The following is a 17,786-nucleotide window of genomic DNA, read 5'->3' as shown; positions in this document are numbered from 1 at the left end:
TTTTGTGATCGCAGTACCTCCATTGTATGCCTGGTTTCAATTTCATAATAATTTTCTAAGTAAGCTGTTCTTTTTACGAAGCATTACAGAAAAATAGTGAATGATAACATGCTGTATTATCGATATGTTGTGATTCTGAAGTAATAGTAATCGGCTGCCAAAAATCCAAATCAAAAACAAAAATCAGATCACGATTCACACATTATTCATTTGCTCAAAAGTATAACCATACCAGGCCGACTCACTCCCAGACTGGAATTCAGGGATAATTTCCTCAAAATCTCCTATCCTGCTTTTGAGATATGCCAGCCAATTGAGAGCATCCATTTTAGAGATAAACGGTCCGAACTCAACCAGTGAGCCTGATTGCCCATGATATCTGGTAATGATTTCTTCGATATTCCTTTGTTCTTTCGTTATTCCTATAAGTACTTTCATACCTGACCTTCCTGTATGCTAGGGGTGCTGGTTTAATTGTATGATTTCTTCAATAACAAGATATGTGCCATACAGAAGCATAAATGCGCTATCACCCTGTATATGTGTACATTGTTTCTTTTGAGCCACTCAAGCAAAAGTGTGTGTGTATGAGATTGATCGAAAAAGTCCAGAAAATTGCGCGTCGGCACCATCTGAGTGACAGGCATCGGGGCACTATGCCCCGACAGGTGACGGACATCCAGAAAAAGCAAAAATATTAAGAGATGTTATCGTAGAGCTCAGGAAAAAAGGGAGTGGTCTGGCAAGAAATTCGGAGGGAATGGGGCATCATGCCCCATGATGGCAAAATGCCTCATTATCAAAGATCAGGATATCTGCTGACTTTCATAGCGCTGCAATTTACGATAAAGAGTTTTTCTATCAACTTTTAAGATACGGGCCGCAAGGGTTCTGTTATCACCGGTTGTTTTGAGTACATACATTATATACTGCCGCTCCATCTCTTCCATGGAGATAAGTTCCATTGGGTCCTGACCGGCAAGAAAGAAGTAATCATTTTTATGGAGTCGAATTTTTTCTGGTAGATCTTCCGGTACTATTTTATCAAAATGAGTCAGGGCAACGGCATGTTCAATGGCGTTACGTAGCTCCCTTACATTCCCAGGCCACTCATAATCAAGAAGTTTTTCTGCAGCTCCATCAGAAATTCCCATTACTGCTTTATCCTGTCGTACAGAAATCTGTTTGATGAATTTACGTGCCAAGAGCAGGATGTCGGCCCCTCTTGAGCGTAACGGCGGTAACTCAATCTTGATCACATTCAGCCGATAATAAAGATCTTCCCTAAAAAGACCCTCTTCCACAGCTGATTCAAGATCACGATTAGTTGCCGCAATTATCCGAACATCAAAATCATATTCCGATGTTCCACCAACAGGTCTTACACACCGCTCTTCAAGGGCTCGTAATAGTTTTGGCTGCAGATCAAGCGGGATTTCCCCAACTTCATCAAGGAACAAGGTCCCTCCATCGGCCTCAAGGAACAATCCTTTATGGCTTGTTTTAGCATCGGTAAAAGCACCTTTTTTATGGCCGAACAGTTCACTCTCTAGCAACTGACCAGGCATGGCCGCACAGTTAATGGTAATCAACGGATTGTCTTTTCGACGACTGTTTTGATGTACCGCCTTGGCTGTCAATTCCTTACCAGAACCACTTTCACCTGTTATCAGCAGGGATGCTTCCGAATCCGCTATCCTGCTTAGTTGTGAAAACAGCTTTTCCATTACCGGGCTTTCCCCGAAAAGCTCATCAAACTGTAATGGACGACTGGCTGCATCACTCAGTTTTTTCACGGTTTCCTGCAGTGTCCTGTAGCGTACGGCCCTCTCCAGAGACATTGCGAGGATATCCATGTCCAATGGTTTGGTAACGAAATCGTAGGCCCCAGCTCGTATGGCAGCAATAGCTGTATCCATGCTGCCAAAAGCGGTCATGACTACGACTGGGATATCGGGCATATCGGTGGCAATGGCTTTACAGATGTCAAGACCATTCATATCCGGCAGATTGATATCCGCCAAAACAACATCTGTCGGCTGCGCATGAACAGCTCCTAACCCCTCTTTGCCCGAAGTGTATGTCGACACCAAAAATTCCCGCCTGCGGAGCCCCATTTTCAACATGTCACACATGTCCTGGTCATCTTCGATAACAAGAATATTGCCTTTCATTCATTCTTCCCCTTCATTGGCAAGTACACGGAAAAACATGCCCCGCTTCCAGGTGTCCCCTCAACTTCGATCCAACCACCGTGGTCCTCTACTATACCGTGAACAATTGACAGTCCCAACCCTGTTCCCGTGCCGATTTGTTTGGTAGTGAAAAACGGAGTAAAAATATGTTCAAGGTTTTCCTCGCAGATTCCCTCCCCTTCATCAATTATCCGGATTTTGAGAAAATCCGTCGGTGGATTCTTACCTCCATGCGGAGCGGTCTGTAACTCATTGGATAAACTGACACGTACCTTTCCGCCATTCGGCATTGCCTGGACACTGTTCATCAACAAGTTGACAAGAACCTGCTGAATTTGTCCGACATCTGCATTAACCATAACCGTAGTGTTTTCTCCTCTTGAAAGGGAAAAAGACACATGCTGCTTACTTGCCATTGGATGCAATAGCTGGAACACCTGATTGATGAGCAAACTCACATTTTCCGTTGAAATATGCCGTTTGGGTTGGCGGGTAAAATCGAGTAATTGACTAATTATTACAGTCATTCGCTCTGCCTGATTCTTGATTATCCCAGCACACTCTTTTATCTCGGTATCAGATAACCCGTCACTAATGATCATTTTTGCCCTGCCATCAACAACATTAAGAGGTGTCCCTATCTCATGAGCGATACCTGCCGAGATAAGGCCAAAGGTTGAAAGACGTTCCGTATGCCTGAGCTGATCAATGGTTTTCAGGCGTGCATCATACTCAAACTTGATCTTTTCCTTGGCAATAAGGAGTCGTGAACACATGTCATTCATGGAATAAGCGAGATCAGATAACTCATCGGTACCTCTTATGCTGTTATCCGGGCTAAAGTCACCTTCACCAATCCGTTTTGCGTGTTCCGTCAACCTGTTAAGAGGTACACGTATTTGTCGGTTAATAAAGATAAACAGGACGATACCGCTTAACAAAGCAAGCATGGTACTGATTGTTACCGCTCGCTTTAACATTTTTCTCTTAAAAATATCAAAATCATGCAAGGGCTGTGAAAGCTCAAGCCCTCCTTTTCTGCCATCACCTACATCAACAGGTATATAGGTATAGAGAAACTTTTCACCCTTCCTGTTTTCCATTTTAACGGAAACGATAGTATCAAAAGTAATTCTGCCAAATTCCGTTTTATTAACGGGTGAAACCTGGATGTCGTTTTTGAGGGTATCTGCATGTACCCAGCGAATATCGATCTTCCCTGAATCATTCGCATCACGGACTAGGTTAATTGCGGTATCTTCACCACTCTCACTCCATGTATGAACAAACATGGCCGATATGCTGTTGCCGTTCTGAACGGCATTTGTAATCATATCGGTTTCAAATTGTCCGATCTCCGCCTTATAACTCAGGTATTCATCTGTCCCTATGAGGAGGATGATACCTGACATCAAATATCCGAAAAGTTGATAAAAGAAATTCATATTTGGTTCGAGGTCCCAACCGTTGTCTGGCAGATCATGAAAACTAAATAAACAGTCAACAGACTAGTAAATTACAGCTGGTTATAATATGGATTAATTGAATTGCCATGAGCGATCAATGGTTCCTGAATCATGACAGATTCCACTCCGTCGAGTTGCATGATTTTATCTTCCATCCGTGCTCTAAAGTCAGAATCTGACTTTAACTCCTCACCAATATTGCGGATAAAAACCCTGCCATCAGTTACCGCGACATTCGCACGCGGTGAGGTGGCAACAAGCATTGTGTGGATTTTAGCAGACTTAACCATATCATCTAGTTTCTTCTGAGATTCAGGCGTTATCTGGAAAAGGCCTTTATTCAATATCCCGTGGAGTATATCAACAGCATCATCTATGCTGATCATGTCAATATGTAGAACAATATCATATAACCTGCTATCCCAGGTATCGGTACCGTGCACATGAATACCCCATTTTCTTCGCTCATCATCATCCTTTTTCAGGATATAGAGTGCATTGTCTGCAGAGATGTTTTCCCTCTTCATTTCCTCCTGAACACGATCGTCCATATTGGCGACAATACGAACCTTCAAAACATGATCCAAATCTTTCAGCGTATAATGCCCTGCCAATCCGTGATATACAATATTGCCTTTCTGAACATGCTTTAACAATGCGTACCGAAAATAGCTGAGAAAACGTTCCCGGCCATGTTGAAATCGATCGAGAACCGAGGGGGAATCGTGCAAGGCGCGTACAAGTTTGATTTCAGGTATATTAAACTCGGCACACGCCTCAAGCAGGATATCGCGTGACACACACTCATAATCAAGTCTTTGGGCTAGCTTTTCAGCTACGTCCTTACCGCGGCTATATGATCCTCTGGAAATTGTAACAATAGTCATGGAACTCTCCTTTTAACGCCGTTTAATTAGATGGGGCTAAACAAATATCCAGAACTGCAGGCAAAGACTATTCTCCAAGGCACACTTTGACTAAACATCTTACTGCAGTCAGGTTATAATAGGTAATTCGAGATCTCACTCAGCCGGCACAAACAAAGCCCGGTAGAGCGTAACGGATAAGTTCTACGGAGAGAGGTCGGTTGACAGGTGCAGATCCCGCTCTTTATCAAGCTCATTGGGAACTGCCTTATGATGGTCACAAACAAACATAAAAAAACACCAGCGTAAACAGAGAATAGTTAATGGGGGACTAAACTACTCTCTTCCTGACGAAATAGCAATTCATGTTATATAATGGCAATTTATTCATTCAATTTCGATACAAAAGCGATATATCAAAAGGTTAACATCGGCAATCCTGGTTTTCATTCCAACATTGCATAGCTTGATGAGATATTGAAGAAAGAGACAATTCCGGATATAACGTGGCTTAACCCCAAAAATAAAATAATAGTGCAGGACATCGCTTCCTCCTTGCTATTTTGTTTCGCAAAGATGAAAGCGAAAGGATAAGCGGTGGCCTGCTCCTGCCAACTACTTTCTTCAATTTACAGAAAGGATGTTACACAAACTTGATAATAACCCATAAGTAATTCGGTCGTTGAATTGACCGTAACCTGCAATTCCTAGTGAGAAAATGATATGAGCGTTGACGATAAAAAAATCATCTATTCGATGATTAAGGTCTCTAAATTTTACAATACCAAACCTGTCTTAAAGGATATTTCACTCTCCTATTTCTATGGTGCCAAAATAGGCGTTCTTGGTTTAAACGGCTCTGGTAAAAGTACCCTCCTCCGGATCCTGGCCGGGATCGATACCGAATTTAACGGTAAAACCGTTTTGGCACCTGGTCACACCATTGATTATCTGGAGCAGGAACCGGAGCTCGATCCTGAAAAAACTGTCAAAGAGATCGTCGAGGAAGGTGTACAGGAGACCGTTGACCTTATTGCCGAGTTTAACGAAATTAACGAAAAATTTGCCGAACCGATGAGTGATGATGAAATGCAGGACCTTATCGATCGACAGGCCGCGGTTCAGGAAAAACTCGACAACCTCTCTGCCTGGGACCTGGACAGCAGATTAGAGATGGCTATGGATGCTCTCAGGTGTCCTCCTCCTGAAAGTACGTGTGGTGTTTTATCCGGTGGTGAAAAAAGACGTGTCGCTTTATGCCGGATTTTGCTCAAGAAGCCGGATATCCTGCTTCTTGATGAACCCACAAACCACCTTGATGCTGAATCTGTTGCCTGGCTTGAACATCACCTGCAAGGCTATGAGGGAACCGTTATTGCCGTAACCCATGACAGGTATTTCCTTGACAACGTTGCAGGCTGGATTCTGGAGCTTGACCGAGGCGTAGGAATTCCCTGGAAAGGTAACTATTCATCATGGCTCGAACAGAAGGAAAAACGTCTGGCGATGGAAGAGAAAAAAGAAAGTTCGAGAAGGAAAACCCTGCAACGCGAACTGGAATGGATCAAGATGTCACCTAAGGGACGTCGATCCAAGTCCAAAGCACGCATCAGTGCTTATGAAAAACTGATGAACCAGGAAACAGACAAAATGCAAAGGGACCTTGAACTTTTCATTCCCCCCGGACCACGCCTTGGAAAAGTTGTTATAGAAGCAGATAAAATCACTAAAAGTTTTGGCGAGCGATTGCTTGTCGAAGACATGACCTTCGCTCTTCCCCCCGGAGGTATTGTAGGTGTTATCGGTCCTAATGGTGCCGGTAAAACCACCCTTTTCAAGATGGTCACAAAACAGGAAGAACCTGATTCAGGTTCGATTCGTATTGGTGAAACAGTAAAACTTTCATATGTTGATCAGTCACGGGACGCCCTTGATCCGAACCAGACCATCTGGGAAGCAATATCTGAGGGTCAGGATACGATCTGGCTTGGCACACAGGAAATAAACAGCCGCGCCTATGTTGGGAAGTTCAATTTTTCAGGCTCCGATCAACAACAGAAGGTCGGCCTGCTTTCAGGAGGCCAGAGAAACAGGGTGCATCTTGCCAAGATGCTAAAAGACGGAGGCAATGTCTTACTGCTTGATGAACCGACAAACGACCTTGATGTAAACACTCTCCGCGCACTTGAAGAAGCTTTGGAAAATTTTGGTGGATGTGCGGTTATTATCAGCCATGATCGCTGGTTCCTTGACCGATTGGCAACACACATCCTTGCCTTTGAAGGTGATTCAAAGGTGGTTTGGTTCGAAGGAAATTATTCAGATTACGAAAAAGACAGAAAAGCCAGACTCGGCAGTGAAGCGGATCAGCCACATCGTATAAAATACAGGCAACTGACCCGTTAAGAAGAAGTTTTTAGGCCGGCAGGAGGGGGGAAATAAACTCCTGCCGGTTACAATGCGTTGATCTCTGCCAACATCTCATCAAGCTTATCCAGGTTGCCCTTCGCAATAGCCACACCTCCCCCCTTAGCTTCTTCCTCAATCTGCTTCACCAACTCGGCAATCCCGTCTATCCCAAGGCTGGAGGCAGCACCCTTTATAGAGTGTGCAGCACTCCCAACCAGGCTTGCATCATTTTCGGCAACGCCATCTTTAATCTGTTGGAGATCTGAGGCAAAGGACGATTTAAAGATATCAAGAAGCTCCTGCAGCAACTCTGCATCATCGGCAGCCTGTTCCAGGGCAAATGCTTTATTCCATTTCAACAATCCCATTTTCGATCCTTACGGTTTATTAAAATTTGAGGCATAAATCATATCTTATCGTTCAACTGAATCTAACACCTTCCATACATGCTAGCATGTCATCAGGGAAAAAAACAATCCCAAACAGCGTAGGATGGCCCTGGAAACTTAAATATTACCGAAACTTTACTTTCTAATTCCCTTCAGTAGCACAAGGAGAAACGAGATCGTAAATCCACAACACCATGCCGCTCAATGCAGAACTCATCCCCACGAGGACGAACAACGGTGGATGGCATTTTTTCACCGGACTCGCCACCGTCGACAATGCAATCTATCTCCTTACCAAACATCCTGCACACATCGGCGGCCGAAGAGGCTGGTGGTTGACCGGAGATATTTGCACTGGTGGCTGTAATTGGTTTTCCGATGCTCTCGATCATGGCCCGTGCCACCGGATGCGGTGTCTGCCGAATACCAACAGTACCGGTACCTGCCGTAAGCAAAGACGAAACCCCAGCCCTGGCCTGAAACACGAGGGTCAGTGGGCCAGGCCAGAATTCGTCCATTAATTCGACATATGTATCCGGAATATCCGCCACCAGGGATTCAAGTTGCTCCCTACAGGATATCAAGACCAGAACCGGTTTAGATTCTGGTCTCATTTTGATACGAAAAAGCCTTTCAAGAGCTTCCTCGTTTTCAGGATCCACTGCCAGCCCATAATAGGTCTCGGTTGGTATGCCCGCAATACCACCACGCGCTATACATTCAACGGCATTGCGGAGTGGATCATCCTTCATCTGGATGGAGACATCAGAGTGTTTCAATTCGACGTGCTTTCTCCTCAACTTCTGCTACCATTTTGCTACGGAACTGAACGAGTTTTTCAGCTATTTCCTGATCCTGAAGAGCGATAATCCTGGCGGCCAGTACAGCCCCGTTTTTCGCACCTGCCTTACCGATACCCATTGTGGCTACAGGAATACCAGGAGGCATCTGTACCGTTGCCAGCAAAGCATCCATGCCCTGTAAGGGAGAAGCATCGAGTGGTATGCCGATTACAGGAATGTCGGTATGAGATGAAAGCACACCGGCAAGATGGGCGGCCATCCCGGCACCGGCTATTATTACTTTAATACCTCTTTCCTTCGCAGTAGCGGCAATATTTACCGCTCTTTCAGGTGTGCGATGAGCGGATGCAACGGTCATCTCATAACCTATACCCATCGATTTCAGAAAATCGGCGGCGGCCTGCATCACTGGTAGATCAGAATCACTGCCCATCAGTATGGACACCTGGGGTGAACCTTGATTCCCAGACATTCTCTTCATTGCCTTTGCTGCAATATCCCGCCTGAAATAGCAGTCCTTCCAGGAAATTGCATTAACAGCCTCATATGCCTTCTTGATTGCAGCCTCGAGACTGTCGCCTGTTGCCGTAATACCAAGAACACGTCCGCCATTTGATACTATTTCGCCTCCTTCTTTCGCGGTACCTGCATGGAAGACAACAACATCTGAAATCTTAGCAGCCTCTTCCAAGCCGGAGATCACATCACCTTTAGTGTAACTGCCCGGATACCCACCGGAAGACATCACCACACAGATAGTTGGTTTCGGATCAATTATCATTTCTACCTGATCGAGTCTGCCGTCGATGGCAGCATCAAAAATGTCGACAATGTCTGACTTCAGTCGCATGACAAGCGGTTGTGCTTCGGGATCTCCAAAACGACAATTGAATTCCAATACTTTAATGTCATCCCCATCAATCATCAGACCGGCATACAACATGCCCTTGTACGGACGACCTTCCGCTGCCAATCCTTTAATGGTCGGTTCCATGACCTGTTCCATGGCAAACTTGTATATTTCATCAGTTACCACAGGAGCAGGTGAATATGCGCCCATACCACCAGTATTGGGCCCTTTATCCCCTTCATACACAGCCTTATGATCCTGAGATGTAGGTAGTGGCAAGATAGTCTTACCATCGGTAAAAGCAATAAATGATGCTTCCTCACCTTTCAGGCAATCTTCAATAACAATCGAGTCACCGGCTGTACCAAAAGCCTTATCCTTCATGATCAGATCGACGGCCTCTTTCGCCTCGGTAACTGTAGATGCAACTATTACTCCTTTTCCGGCGGCCAGTCCGTCAGCCTTCACCACAATAGGAGCACCCTGCTGATCAATATATTTTTTGGCATCATCAGCATCCTGAAACACCTTAAAAGCAGCAGTCGGGATATTATATTTTTCAAGAAATTGCTTGGTAAAAACCTTGCTCCCTTCAAGAATTGCAGCATCCTTTGTGGGGCCGAAAATCCGTAACCCTTTTTCCTCGAATTTATCAACAACACCTTCAACCAATGAGGCTTCTGGTCCAACAACTGTAAGGTCAACACCTTTTTCTATAACAAAAGAGAGCAACCCTTCAACATCCGTAACCGATATATCAATACATTCGGCAAGTTCTGCTATGCCGGCATTTCCAGGAGCACAATAGATTTTTTCCACTTTCTGGCTTTGGTTGATTTTCCAGACCAGTGAATGCTCCCTGCCCCCGGAACCTATAACGAGAATTTTCATATTTTCAACTCCATCGGTTTTAAATTGTATCTTCTTGTTTTTCTATACTTATACTTACCATGAAAAACGTAGTCCCTCATCTATGATTTGAGCCTTGTAGGAACCACGGCATAACGGAAACTTCAGATCGCCGCCTTGTAAAAGGTTGCAATTCAATTCTTAAGAGTGGTTTTGCTCGTTGACAAACGGGACCTGAATTATTAGATGAATGAATAGCCATTCATTGGCACCTCACAAAACCTTTTACCACAACACCTTCAGAGTGTGCGTTGACAACGGATGAAAGCTGTAAACAAACACGCCAGGATAATAACTGCAGCAACGAAAGTCTTTGCCAAGAAAGGATTTTTCAATGCCAGAATATCCGATATTGCCAAAGAAGCCAAGGTTGCTGATGGGACAATTTATCTCTATTTCAACAACAAATACGACATACTCATCTCTGTTTTTGAGGAAGAGATCGGAAAGCTCATCGCCCAGGTTCAAAAGGCTCTTTCCGATGAAACAAATCCTAGAAAAATGTTGGAAATATTTGCCGTCAGACACCTGGCAGCAATGAAAAAGAATAAAAACCTGGCTGAAGTTATCCAGATAGAACTACGCCAGACCCATAAAGTTGTAAAAGATTATCGGAATAAAAAATTCATTGTATACACGGATATCGTAGCAGATATTATCAGGCAAGGACAACAACAGGGTATCTTTAAAAACGAGATTCTGCCTGATCTTGCCAAACGAGCATTTTTCGGGGCACTTGATGAGACTTCAAGGGTCTGGAACATCTCCCTTGAAACTCATTACACAGTAGAAGAGGCGTCTCACCAAATTCTGCTCGCCTTTCTCTCCGGTTTTTGTACTGACCGGAAGTAATCTTAGTTCCTACACATATGGCCGCCCGATACATTCAATCCAGGCGGTTCATGCCAAACGATACTGTTTTCATGAAAACGTTGATGAGGTAATATCCATCAACTCGAATTCACGGGTACCTCCGGGTGTGACGGTCGTTATCTCATCCCCAATTTCCTTTCCGAGAATAGACCTGCCAAGTGGAGAAAGAACAGAAATTGACCCCTTCTTCACATCTGATTCTTCCGGACCGAGAAGCTGGTAAGAAACCTCTTCATCCGTGTCAAGGTCAAGAAGCGTCACGATAGTTCCGAACACCGCGCATTTCGTCGACACCTTTATACAATCGATTACCTCAGCACGGGCCAGCTTGTCTTTCAACTCCATTATCCGCATTTCAATCAATCCCTGACGTTCCTTGGCGGCATGGTATTCTGCATTCTCTTTCAAGTCGCCGTGTCCGCGGGCAACCTCAATGGCTTTTACCACCTCGATCCTATCCACCTTTTCAAGACGTGCCAATTCCTCTTTTAATCTTTTGTTCCCTGCCTTAGACATGGGAATTCTCTCAACCATCTAAACCTCCATAAAAAAATTCCTGCAGAATTGTGCAACAATCCTGAACAGGAAGTGTCATATGCATCATCTTACCAACGATATATCAAAGAAAAAGCGGCCTTACTCTCGTCGTAATCGTTGCTCATTTCGTACAACAGATCTCCTTTTAATAAAAAATGATCACTCATTTCAAGGAAAATATCGAACTTCGTACTGTAAAGGAAGTTTTCTTCCGACTCATATCCTATAGTAAAATTCAGAGAATATTGACCTGCTTCCTGTTTAAATCCCTCAAAATGCCTCAGCAGATGAGTAAAGGTTAAACTGGCCCGATGAACCCAGTAGTCTTCTGGACTCCAATAGGCCATACTATATGATTTCTCACCCGTATCCGGATCAGTCTCAACATCCCCAGTAATACCATTTGCCAAAAACTCATAACTATACTTCATGGCAATGGTTGTATAGTCGCTAAAGATAGAATATGAACTCCATAAGTAAAACCGGTTCTGGTCGTTCTCGTCGCTATAACTCCTCCGGGTTAATTCTGTTCCAACAACAAACCCGCTTTCACCATCCACCACAAAGCCGATATTGATATTGCGGGAATCTATGGCCTGCCTGAGACTGTCGAGGCTGTCGTCAACCAGGGCTTGCTCCAGAGACATATACCCTTTCAGGTTTTCTTCAAACCGATGATCGACTCGCAGGTCGTAAAGCAGAGTAGTATCACCCTCGTCATCTAAAATATGGATCCCGAAATCATATGTTACGGTAGTGGTATCGAGGACATCCCACTTCCCAAAACCTCGCATCAGTCTTCCTTCCACAGTTTCGGTCTCATCAACCGGGCGATATGAAAGCTCGTGGTACAGCAATTCGACCTCACTGGAGAGCCCGGGATAAAATTTCAACCCCAGTCCCCCTTCCTCGCGAATAATGTTTTTTGCCCCTTCACGACCATCCTGCTCGTTAAACACGTAGTTAACCGCCAGAGAAGGCGAACGTATTCGTTCATTGCGCTTTATCGATTCCTCAATTTCAGGAGTCTTTTCACCTTTTTGGGCAATAACCGAATAAATTTCGGCCTCCTTACCATAGTCACCTAATCGTTCGTATATTTTTGCAAGGTCTTTCAAACCCTCCGAGCTCTCTTCTTCCTTCAGGTTACGCTGGTATTGTTTTTTGGCTGCAACATAACGTTTCTCAACAATAGCCTTTCTCGCCTGATACTCTTTTGTCAGCATCTTTTCATATCTGTAGCGACTGTAAAGGTCGGCTACAATCTGCCCTTCCTCGGTGCCAAGAAGGGCCAGGAAGCCATCCTTGTTGTTAAGGGCGTTCAGATTATCGAGCCTGTTGCCCAGATCGTAGTAAAACAAACCCCAGAAAGGGCTCTTCTCTTTTCCAGCATGTAGCGAATTCTGCACCACGGAGTGTTCGGCCAGCTTATGCTGTAAATCATCGTTGACGCTTTTAGTCAAAATCTGCCGGTACACTTTAAGGGACTCTTCTTCCCGGCCAGCACCCCACAATGCCCGGGCTCTTATCATGAGCGGCTGAACTGGTAAATCTTCGCCTGAAATATAGGATGTCGCCTCGGCAACATCATTATATAGCCCTTTTTTCATGGCCAGTTCAAGCCCTACCCTCACGTAATAAGGATCCTGCGGATATATAGCCGCGAGTTTTTCAAACAGTAGTGTACCTTCATCAAGCAGACCGTTCTTCATGAGTATTCTGGCCTTTTGGACCAGTGCTCTTCGTGATTCGGGTTCTCTTCTGAGTACTTCGTCAATCAGGGCTATTCCCTCGTCAGTGAACCCAAACTGTTCAGCAAACCGGGCGGCCTTGAAAAGACTTGTTAGCCTTCCGGAGGGGTTATGGGCCGCTTTTGTATCATGCAAGAAAGAGGATATCTGGAACTGCCCCCTATTCTCTGAGACATTTTTCATGAAACGAATGGTCAGTACACGCTTTTCTCTTTTAGGATAACGACTAATAATTTCGTGCCCTTTATCATATTGTTCACTTTGAATGTATAGACGGAATAGCTCAGTATCTATTTTCAATAACCGGAGAGCCCTGCCTTTGGCCGTTTTTGCATGTTGCAATGTGGCTGAGGCTTTTTCTAGAATCGAAATCGCCTCCCCAATATTTTTTTCTTTTTCGAGTATGCTGGCTTCTGTGAGAGCAAGGAGGAACCTGAAACGGCTGAAATCTGCAGCGTCTTCGGTTTGTTCCAGTACTTTTTTCATCATTGTCAATAGAGGTCTGCAATTTATCGAGGGACTGTTGAAAATCGTCGACTCGATGAGTAAGCGAATTACCTCAAAATCATCTCCAGACTCCGTAAGCAGCTGTCTATATATTTGCTGCTGTTCGAAAAAAAGTCCTTGTTCTGCAAGTAATTCTGCTTTGGCGAGCTTTACTTGGCGCGATAGTTTGAGCTGAGACCAATCTTCCTGTAAAAGCCTGGTATAGAGTTGGTCTGCCTTGCTGTATGCGCCAACCTGCACTAAACTCTTGCCATATGTCAGGTACAAATCCAGGTCTTTACCGTCCAATCGCAGCTCATGAATAGACTGAGAGGCTTTTTTTAGCTCCTCCATGAGTCCTATTTCACCTGCCATACGAATACTATCGATCCTCAAGTTCAGTGAATCAGGTTTCATCTCCAAAAGCTTCAAGGAACTTGAGAGGGCAGCACGACTCAATCCAAGCTCTTTTTCAAAATCGAGTTTTCTTTCATAATATGATTGATCTCTGTTGACGTCTTCGTTCACAAGCAGAAAGGCTCTGTATGACTCTATGGAGTTGCCGACCTCATCATATAACCTGGCTAGTCGGAGAGCCACTTTGTCCTGGTTATCACTATGGGTATATATTATTCTCAGCAATTCTATCGCCGGCTCGTACTTCTCCTGTTGTTCGAGTTTATCTGCCATCATATTGAAAAGAAGGAGCGGATCTTCCGTTATCTTCTGCAGGTCGCTCCAGAGTATTGTGGCGCTCGCATTTTCTACGATTGCCAGGAGATCACTACTGATTCGCTCCCTTACTTTTCTTATCTCTGAACCAACCTCATGATGCTTCGGCATACTTTCCAGATATCTCTCAAACAAACGAAGCGCTTTGTCTGCCTTATGTATATCGTAAAAATAAATTCTTCCGGCAGTAAGGAGCAGGTCTGGTGAGAAGTCCGGTTTGTGCTCGATCAACGAGAGTATATAGGGCAGCGCCAATTCCGGCTGATTAATCTCCTGGTAATAGTCAGCAAGCTTTTCCAGGTATTCTATTTCAAGAGGTTTTTTGCGCACAATCTCCTGCCACAATCTGACGGCACCGGTCTTATCTCCCGCCTCATACATTGCCTCCGAGGCATTAATGAGCACCGTATCCGGCACGGATGTTTTACCCATTAACAACTGATAGTATTCTTTTGCCTTCTGATGGAACCCGAGTTCATGCGCCATGTCTCCAAGCTGTATCAGCAGCCCGTTATCATTGGGTTGCCGCAGGTATAGCTGCTCCATCAGTGGGAAAACATATACATCCAGTCCCAAGCCATTCAATGCTTCAATAAGACCAGACAAAGCGGCCACACCGCTTTCGCCTTCCGGTCGGGCACTATACACCTTCCCCAGGTATTTTTTTGCCTTTTCATAATCTCCCTCATGAAGTGAAACATAGCCGGCCATAGCAAGGTAATTGAGATTGTTCTGGTCTGCCTCAATCAACCATTCAAGATAGGCAGGAAGTAGATCATAACTTCCTAGCTCAAACAGGATTTGACAATATTCCCATTTGGCAGCTTCCACCTGTGGTTTTACCGAAAGCAACTGCTCATACTGCTCCGCAGCGCCAACCAAATCCCCATTACGAGCCAACTGCCTGCCAATATCCCAATGTGACTTCCACTCTGGAGATGATCCCTCGATCACAACGATTTCCCTTTCTGGCAAAACGGTAGAAAAACCGCTATCCGGCACAAACAGTACGATAGCGAAGACAAAATAAGATATATAAAAAAAGGAATTCATGACTTTTGATGAGACTGTCATAGACAGCGTCCCTGAGCCAGAACAGTATGCAGAAGAGAGTTCATACTCATTCGTGAGTACTCCTGAACATGAACTTTAGGAGATCGAAAAATTTGGGTTACTTCCATCAATCCCTCATTTTTCATGCCTTAACAACATGGTCGGACGCAAAATGGACAGCATCCAACCAGTTACATTAATGTTGTATTAGCCCTTTAAAGCCTATTGATAATATTTTTTGATTGTTTCCACAACATACATCTGCATTTCTGTTGTAAGTTCGGGATAAATAGGCAGAGCTATTGTTTCCTCAGCTGCTTTTTCCGCATGTGGCATGTCCCACTTCTCAGCATCCACTCCAAGGCACTCCTGCTTATGAAGGGGAACCGGGTAATACACCTCACACCCTATATCGTTTTTCAGCAGCCATTCACGCAACCCATCCCTCTGTGAAACCCTGAGTATATACTGATTATATATGTGATAGTTGTTCTCGTCAGTTGATGCCTCGCCATAGACGGACACTGGTGTTGTAATTTCCGCTCCGCTTATAAGGCCGCAATCAGAAAACAGCTTATTATAAGTCGCTGCATTGGCAGCCCTCTGCTTATGCCATGAATCGAGGTGGCGAAGCTTTATCCGAAGAGCTGCTGCCTGTAATGCATCCAACCGAAAATTGCCACCAACCATCTTGTGGTAATATTTGGGGTATGCACCATGATTACGAAGCAGTTCTACTTTTTTAGCAAATTGCTCCCCCTGACTGATCACCATGCCACCGTCTCCAATCCCACCAAGATTTTTGCTTGGGAAGAATGAAAAACAGCCGGCAATCCCTATGGCACCAGCTTTCATGACACGGGTAGTGCCATTTTCAGTAAACGGGCATTCTGCCCCAATGGCCTGGGCAGCATCTTCTACCACGGGTATGTCGTACTGTTCCGCCAAGGCCATAATCCTGGTCATATCTGCACACTGACCGTAGAGATGTACAGGAATAATAGCTTTAATTCTTTTCTTTGTGTCATCGGCCAGAGCCTGTGCCACCTTTTCGGGATCTATATTGTAGCTTACAGGATCGATGTCTGCAAAGACTGGGCGTGCTCCCAATCGTAATATGACACCCATGGTCGCAAAAAAGGAATACGGCGTAGTCAAAACCAGATCACCCTCTTTAATGTCCAACGCCATAAGGGCAACGAGAAGAGCATCAGTTCCTGAGGAAACACCGATCCCGTATGCCGCACCTGAATATTCGCTGATCTCCTTCTCCAGCGCCTCTATTTCAGGCCCACCGATATATCGGGTGGATCGGACAACATCTGTCACAGCTGCGACCATCTCTTCTTCAAAGGTTTTTAGTTGGGCTTGGAGGTCTAACAGAGGTACTTTCATAATGGTATCTTTATTGTATTAATCGTCTTTAGAGTTGATAACAATTTTTTCGCCGTCAAAGAAGTCAACAATATCTGGCATTTCTGCCTCAAGATACTTTTTCATTTTCTTAAGCAGGTTGACTTCAATCTGCCTTACGCGTTCACGTGAAATTGCAAATTTGTCTGCAATATTCTGCAGCGTAAGCGGTTCATCAGTAAGCAGCCGTTTCTCAAGGATCATTCGCTCCTTGTCGTTAAGCTTATCCTTGAGGACTTCAAGCAGTTCTGCAAGTTTGAGCTTGATCTCCTTTCCGGCCACAGTTGACTCAATATTAGGCCCTCTGCTCGGGATGAAATTTTTCTGTTCATCATCAGAGTCGGATCTGAGTGGACTCTCAAGCGAGACATCCCAGTTATCCATTCTCTGCCCCATCTCAACTACCTCTTTCTCCTTGACGTTCAATCGTTCGGCAAGAAGTTTGGGTTCAGGCTGAAAACCCTGGGCTTCAAGAAGCTTTTTTTCCTTATTGAGGCTAAAGAACAGTTTACGTTGGGCCTGGGTGGTGCCAATTTTAACAAGCCGCCAGTTATCCATAATAAACTTCAGGACATAGGCCCTTATCCAGTAGGCAGCATAATAGGAAAACTTAACCCCACGGTACGGATCAAATTTTTTTGTCGCCTGAACCAACCCGACATTTCCCTCTTGGATGAGGTCCATGAAGTTCTGCATCCAGTATTTCTGGAAGTCCATGGCAACTTTAACCACCAATCTCAGGTTTGATGAGACTAAGCGATACGCTGCATCCTGATCACCTGTTTCCCGGAAACGGATGGCGAGTTCATCAGTTTCCTCCCGGGAAAGCAGCTCATATTGACTGATTTCCTGAAGGTATCTATGTAGTGCGGGGTTACTTAACGCAGGCAGGTTCTCGTCATCCGAAATGGAAACAAGTTGCTGCTCCTGCATTTGCTCAACCTGAGGTTCCTTTACCTCAGGTTCTATTTCGACTTCATTTTTAACCATTTATAACAGTCTCCGGACTGATTTCATTATATCTTTTTTGCAAAAGATTATTATTTTACCCTCA

13 protein-coding genes are annotated in these 17,786 nt (G+C 44.6%); 2 read left to right on the top strand and 11 right to left on the bottom strand.

Annotated elements, in window-relative coordinates:
- Window positions 1-195: 195 nt before the first annotated feature.
- The 4 genes from GA520_RS09875 to GA520_RS09860 form a co-directional block, all read right to left on the bottom strand.
- The gene (locus GA520_RS09875; protein WP_163336766.1) at window positions 196-438 is read right to left on the bottom strand and encodes a hypothetical protein; all 243 of its coding nucleotides are present in this window, start codon (window positions 436-438) and stop codon (window positions 196-198) included.
- Window positions 439-806: 368 nt separating this feature from the next.
- Window positions 807-2,174: a sigma-54 dependent transcriptional regulator gene (locus tag GA520_RS09870; protein ID WP_163336767.1), complete on the bottom strand. Its 1,368-nt coding sequence runs from the start codon at window positions 2,172-2,174 to the stop codon at window positions 807-809.
- Complete coding sequence (locus GA520_RS09865) at window positions 2,171-3,607, bottom strand: HAMP domain-containing sensor histidine kinase (RefSeq protein WP_163336768.1); 1,437 nt, start codon at window positions 3,605-3,607, stop codon at window positions 2,171-2,173. Before GA520_RS09865 ends, GA520_RS09870 begins: the two co-directional genes overlap by 4 nt.
- Window positions 3,608-3,711: 104 nt before the next feature.
- Window positions 3,712-4,548, bottom strand: coding sequence for an AAA family ATPase (locus GA520_RS09860; protein ID WP_163336769.1), 837 nt, complete (start codon window positions 4,546-4,548; stop codon window positions 3,712-3,714).
- A 702-nt stretch (window positions 4,549-5,250) separates the two neighbouring features.
- On the opposite strand from GA520_RS09860, the gene ettA reads away from it, so the two are divergent.
- A complete protein-coding gene (gene ettA / locus GA520_RS09855; RefSeq protein WP_163336770.1) occupies window positions 5,251-6,933 on the top strand; it encodes an energy-dependent translational throttle protein EttA in 1,683 nt (560 codons plus the stop codon).
- Window positions 6,934-6,980: 47 nt separating this feature from the next.
- On the opposite strand, the gene GA520_RS09850 is transcribed toward ettA, so the two are convergent.
- From GA520_RS09850 to purD, 3 genes are all read right to left on the bottom strand, one after another.
- Window positions 6,981-7,304: an Hpt domain-containing protein gene (locus GA520_RS09850; RefSeq protein WP_163336771.1), complete on the bottom strand. Its 324-nt coding sequence runs from the start codon at window positions 7,302-7,304 to the stop codon at window positions 6,981-6,983.
- Window positions 7,305-7,477: 173 nt separating this feature from the next.
- Window positions 7,478-8,104 (bottom strand): L-threonylcarbamoyladenylate synthase, encoded by a 627-nt coding sequence (locus GA520_RS09845; protein ID WP_163336772.1) that lies wholly within the window; start codon window positions 8,102-8,104, stop codon window positions 7,478-7,480.
- A complete protein-coding gene (gene purD, locus GA520_RS09840; protein WP_163336773.1) occupies window positions 8,091-9,869 on the bottom strand; it encodes a phosphoribosylamine--glycine ligase in 1,779 nt (592 codons plus the stop codon). Before purD ends, GA520_RS09845 begins: the two co-directional genes overlap by 14 nt.
- A 279-nt stretch (window positions 9,870-10,148) precedes the next feature.
- Here purD and GA520_RS09835 point away from each other — a divergent pair, with 279 nt between their 5' ends.
- Window positions 10,149-10,739, top strand: a complete 591-nt coding sequence (locus tag GA520_RS09835) for a TetR/AcrR family transcriptional regulator (RefSeq protein ID WP_163336774.1) — start codon at window positions 10,149-10,151, stop codon at window positions 10,737-10,739.
- A gap of 69 nt (window positions 10,740-10,808) precedes the next feature.
- Here GA520_RS09835 and greA read toward each other — a convergent pair whose 3' ends face one another.
- The 4 genes from greA to GA520_RS09815 all read right to left on the bottom strand — a co-directional run bounded on the left by greA (window position 10,809) and on the right by GA520_RS09815 (window position 17,665).
- Window positions 10,809-11,294, bottom strand: a complete 486-nt coding sequence (greA, locus tag GA520_RS09830) for a transcription elongation factor GreA (protein ID WP_163336775.1) — start codon at window positions 11,292-11,294, stop codon at window positions 10,809-10,811.
- A 71-nt stretch (window positions 11,295-11,365) separates the two neighbouring features.
- The gene (locus tag GA520_RS09825; RefSeq protein WP_163336776.1) at window positions 11,366-15,340 is read right to left on the bottom strand and encodes a tetratricopeptide repeat protein; all 3,975 of its coding nucleotides are present in this window, start codon (window positions 15,338-15,340) and stop codon (window positions 11,366-11,368) included.
- A gap of 201 nt (window positions 15,341-15,541) precedes the next feature.
- The gene (locus GA520_RS09820) at window positions 15,542-16,714 is read right to left on the bottom strand and encodes a DegT/DnrJ/EryC1/StrS aminotransferase family protein (RefSeq protein ID WP_163336777.1); all 1,173 of its coding nucleotides are present in this window, start codon (window positions 16,712-16,714) and stop codon (window positions 15,542-15,544) included.
- Window positions 16,715-16,732: 18 nt separating this feature from the next.
- The gene (locus GA520_RS09815) at window positions 16,733-17,665 is read right to left on the bottom strand and encodes an RNA polymerase sigma factor RpoD/SigA (protein WP_370362793.1); all 933 of its coding nucleotides are present in this window, start codon (window positions 17,663-17,665) and stop codon (window positions 16,733-16,735) included.
- Window positions 17,666-17,786: the final 121 nt, after the last annotated feature.

Source organism: Desulfopila sp. IMCC35008, from assembly GCF_010646885.2.
Classification (GTDB): Bacteria; Desulfobacterota; Desulfobulbia; order Desulfobulbales; family Desulfocapsaceae; genus Desulfopila.
The sequence above is the reverse complement of the archived record's forward strand: the minus strand, read 5'-3'. Positions and strand labels throughout refer to the sequence as shown.

What these genes read in the sequence shown, in the direction of transcription:
- GA520_RS09815 (WP_370362793.1), bottom strand. Translation starts at nt 17,665, where the DNA reads ATGCAGGAGCAGCAACTTGTTTCCATTTCGGATGACGAGAACCTGCCT.
- GA520_RS09835 (WP_163336774.1), top strand. Translation starts at nt 10,149, where the DNA reads ATGAAAGCTGTAAACAAACACGCCAGGATAATAACTGCAGCAACGAAA.
- GA520_RS09860 (WP_163336769.1), bottom strand. Translation starts at nt 4,548, where the DNA reads ATGACTATTGTTACAATTTCCAGAGGATCATATAGCCGCGGTAAGGAC.
- GA520_RS09820 (WP_163336777.1), bottom strand. Translation starts at nt 16,714, where the DNA reads ATGAAAGTACCTCTGTTAGACCTCCAAGCCCAACTAAAAACCTTTGAA.
- ettA (WP_163336770.1), top strand. Translation starts at nt 5,251, where the DNA reads ATGAGCGTTGACGATAAAAAAATCATCTATTCGATGATTAAGGTCTCT.
- greA (WP_163336775.1), bottom strand. Translation starts at nt 11,294, where the DNA reads ATGGTTGAGAGAATTCCCATGTCTAAGGCAGGGAACAAAAGATTAAAA.
- GA520_RS09850 (WP_163336771.1), bottom strand. Translation starts at nt 7,304, where the DNA reads ATGGGATTGTTGAAATGGAATAAAGCATTTGCCCTGGAACAGGCTGCC.
- GA520_RS09870 (WP_163336767.1), bottom strand. Translation starts at nt 2,174, where the DNA reads ATGAAAGGCAATATTCTTGTTATCGAAGATGACCAGGACATGTGTGAC.
- GA520_RS09875 (WP_163336766.1), bottom strand. Translation starts at nt 438, where the DNA reads ATGAAAGTACTTATAGGAATAACGAAAGAACAAAGGAATATCGAAGAA.
- purD (WP_163336773.1), bottom strand. Translation starts at nt 9,869, where the DNA reads ATGAAAATTCTCGTTATAGGTTCCGGGGGCAGGGAGCATTCACTGGTC.
- GA520_RS09825 (WP_163336776.1), bottom strand. Translation starts at nt 15,340, where the DNA reads ATGACAGTCTCATCAAAAGTCATGAATTCCTTTTTTTATATATCTTAT.
- GA520_RS09865 (WP_163336768.1), bottom strand. Translation starts at nt 3,607, where the DNA reads ATGTCAGGTATCATCCTCCTCATAGGGACAGATGAATACCTGAGTTAT.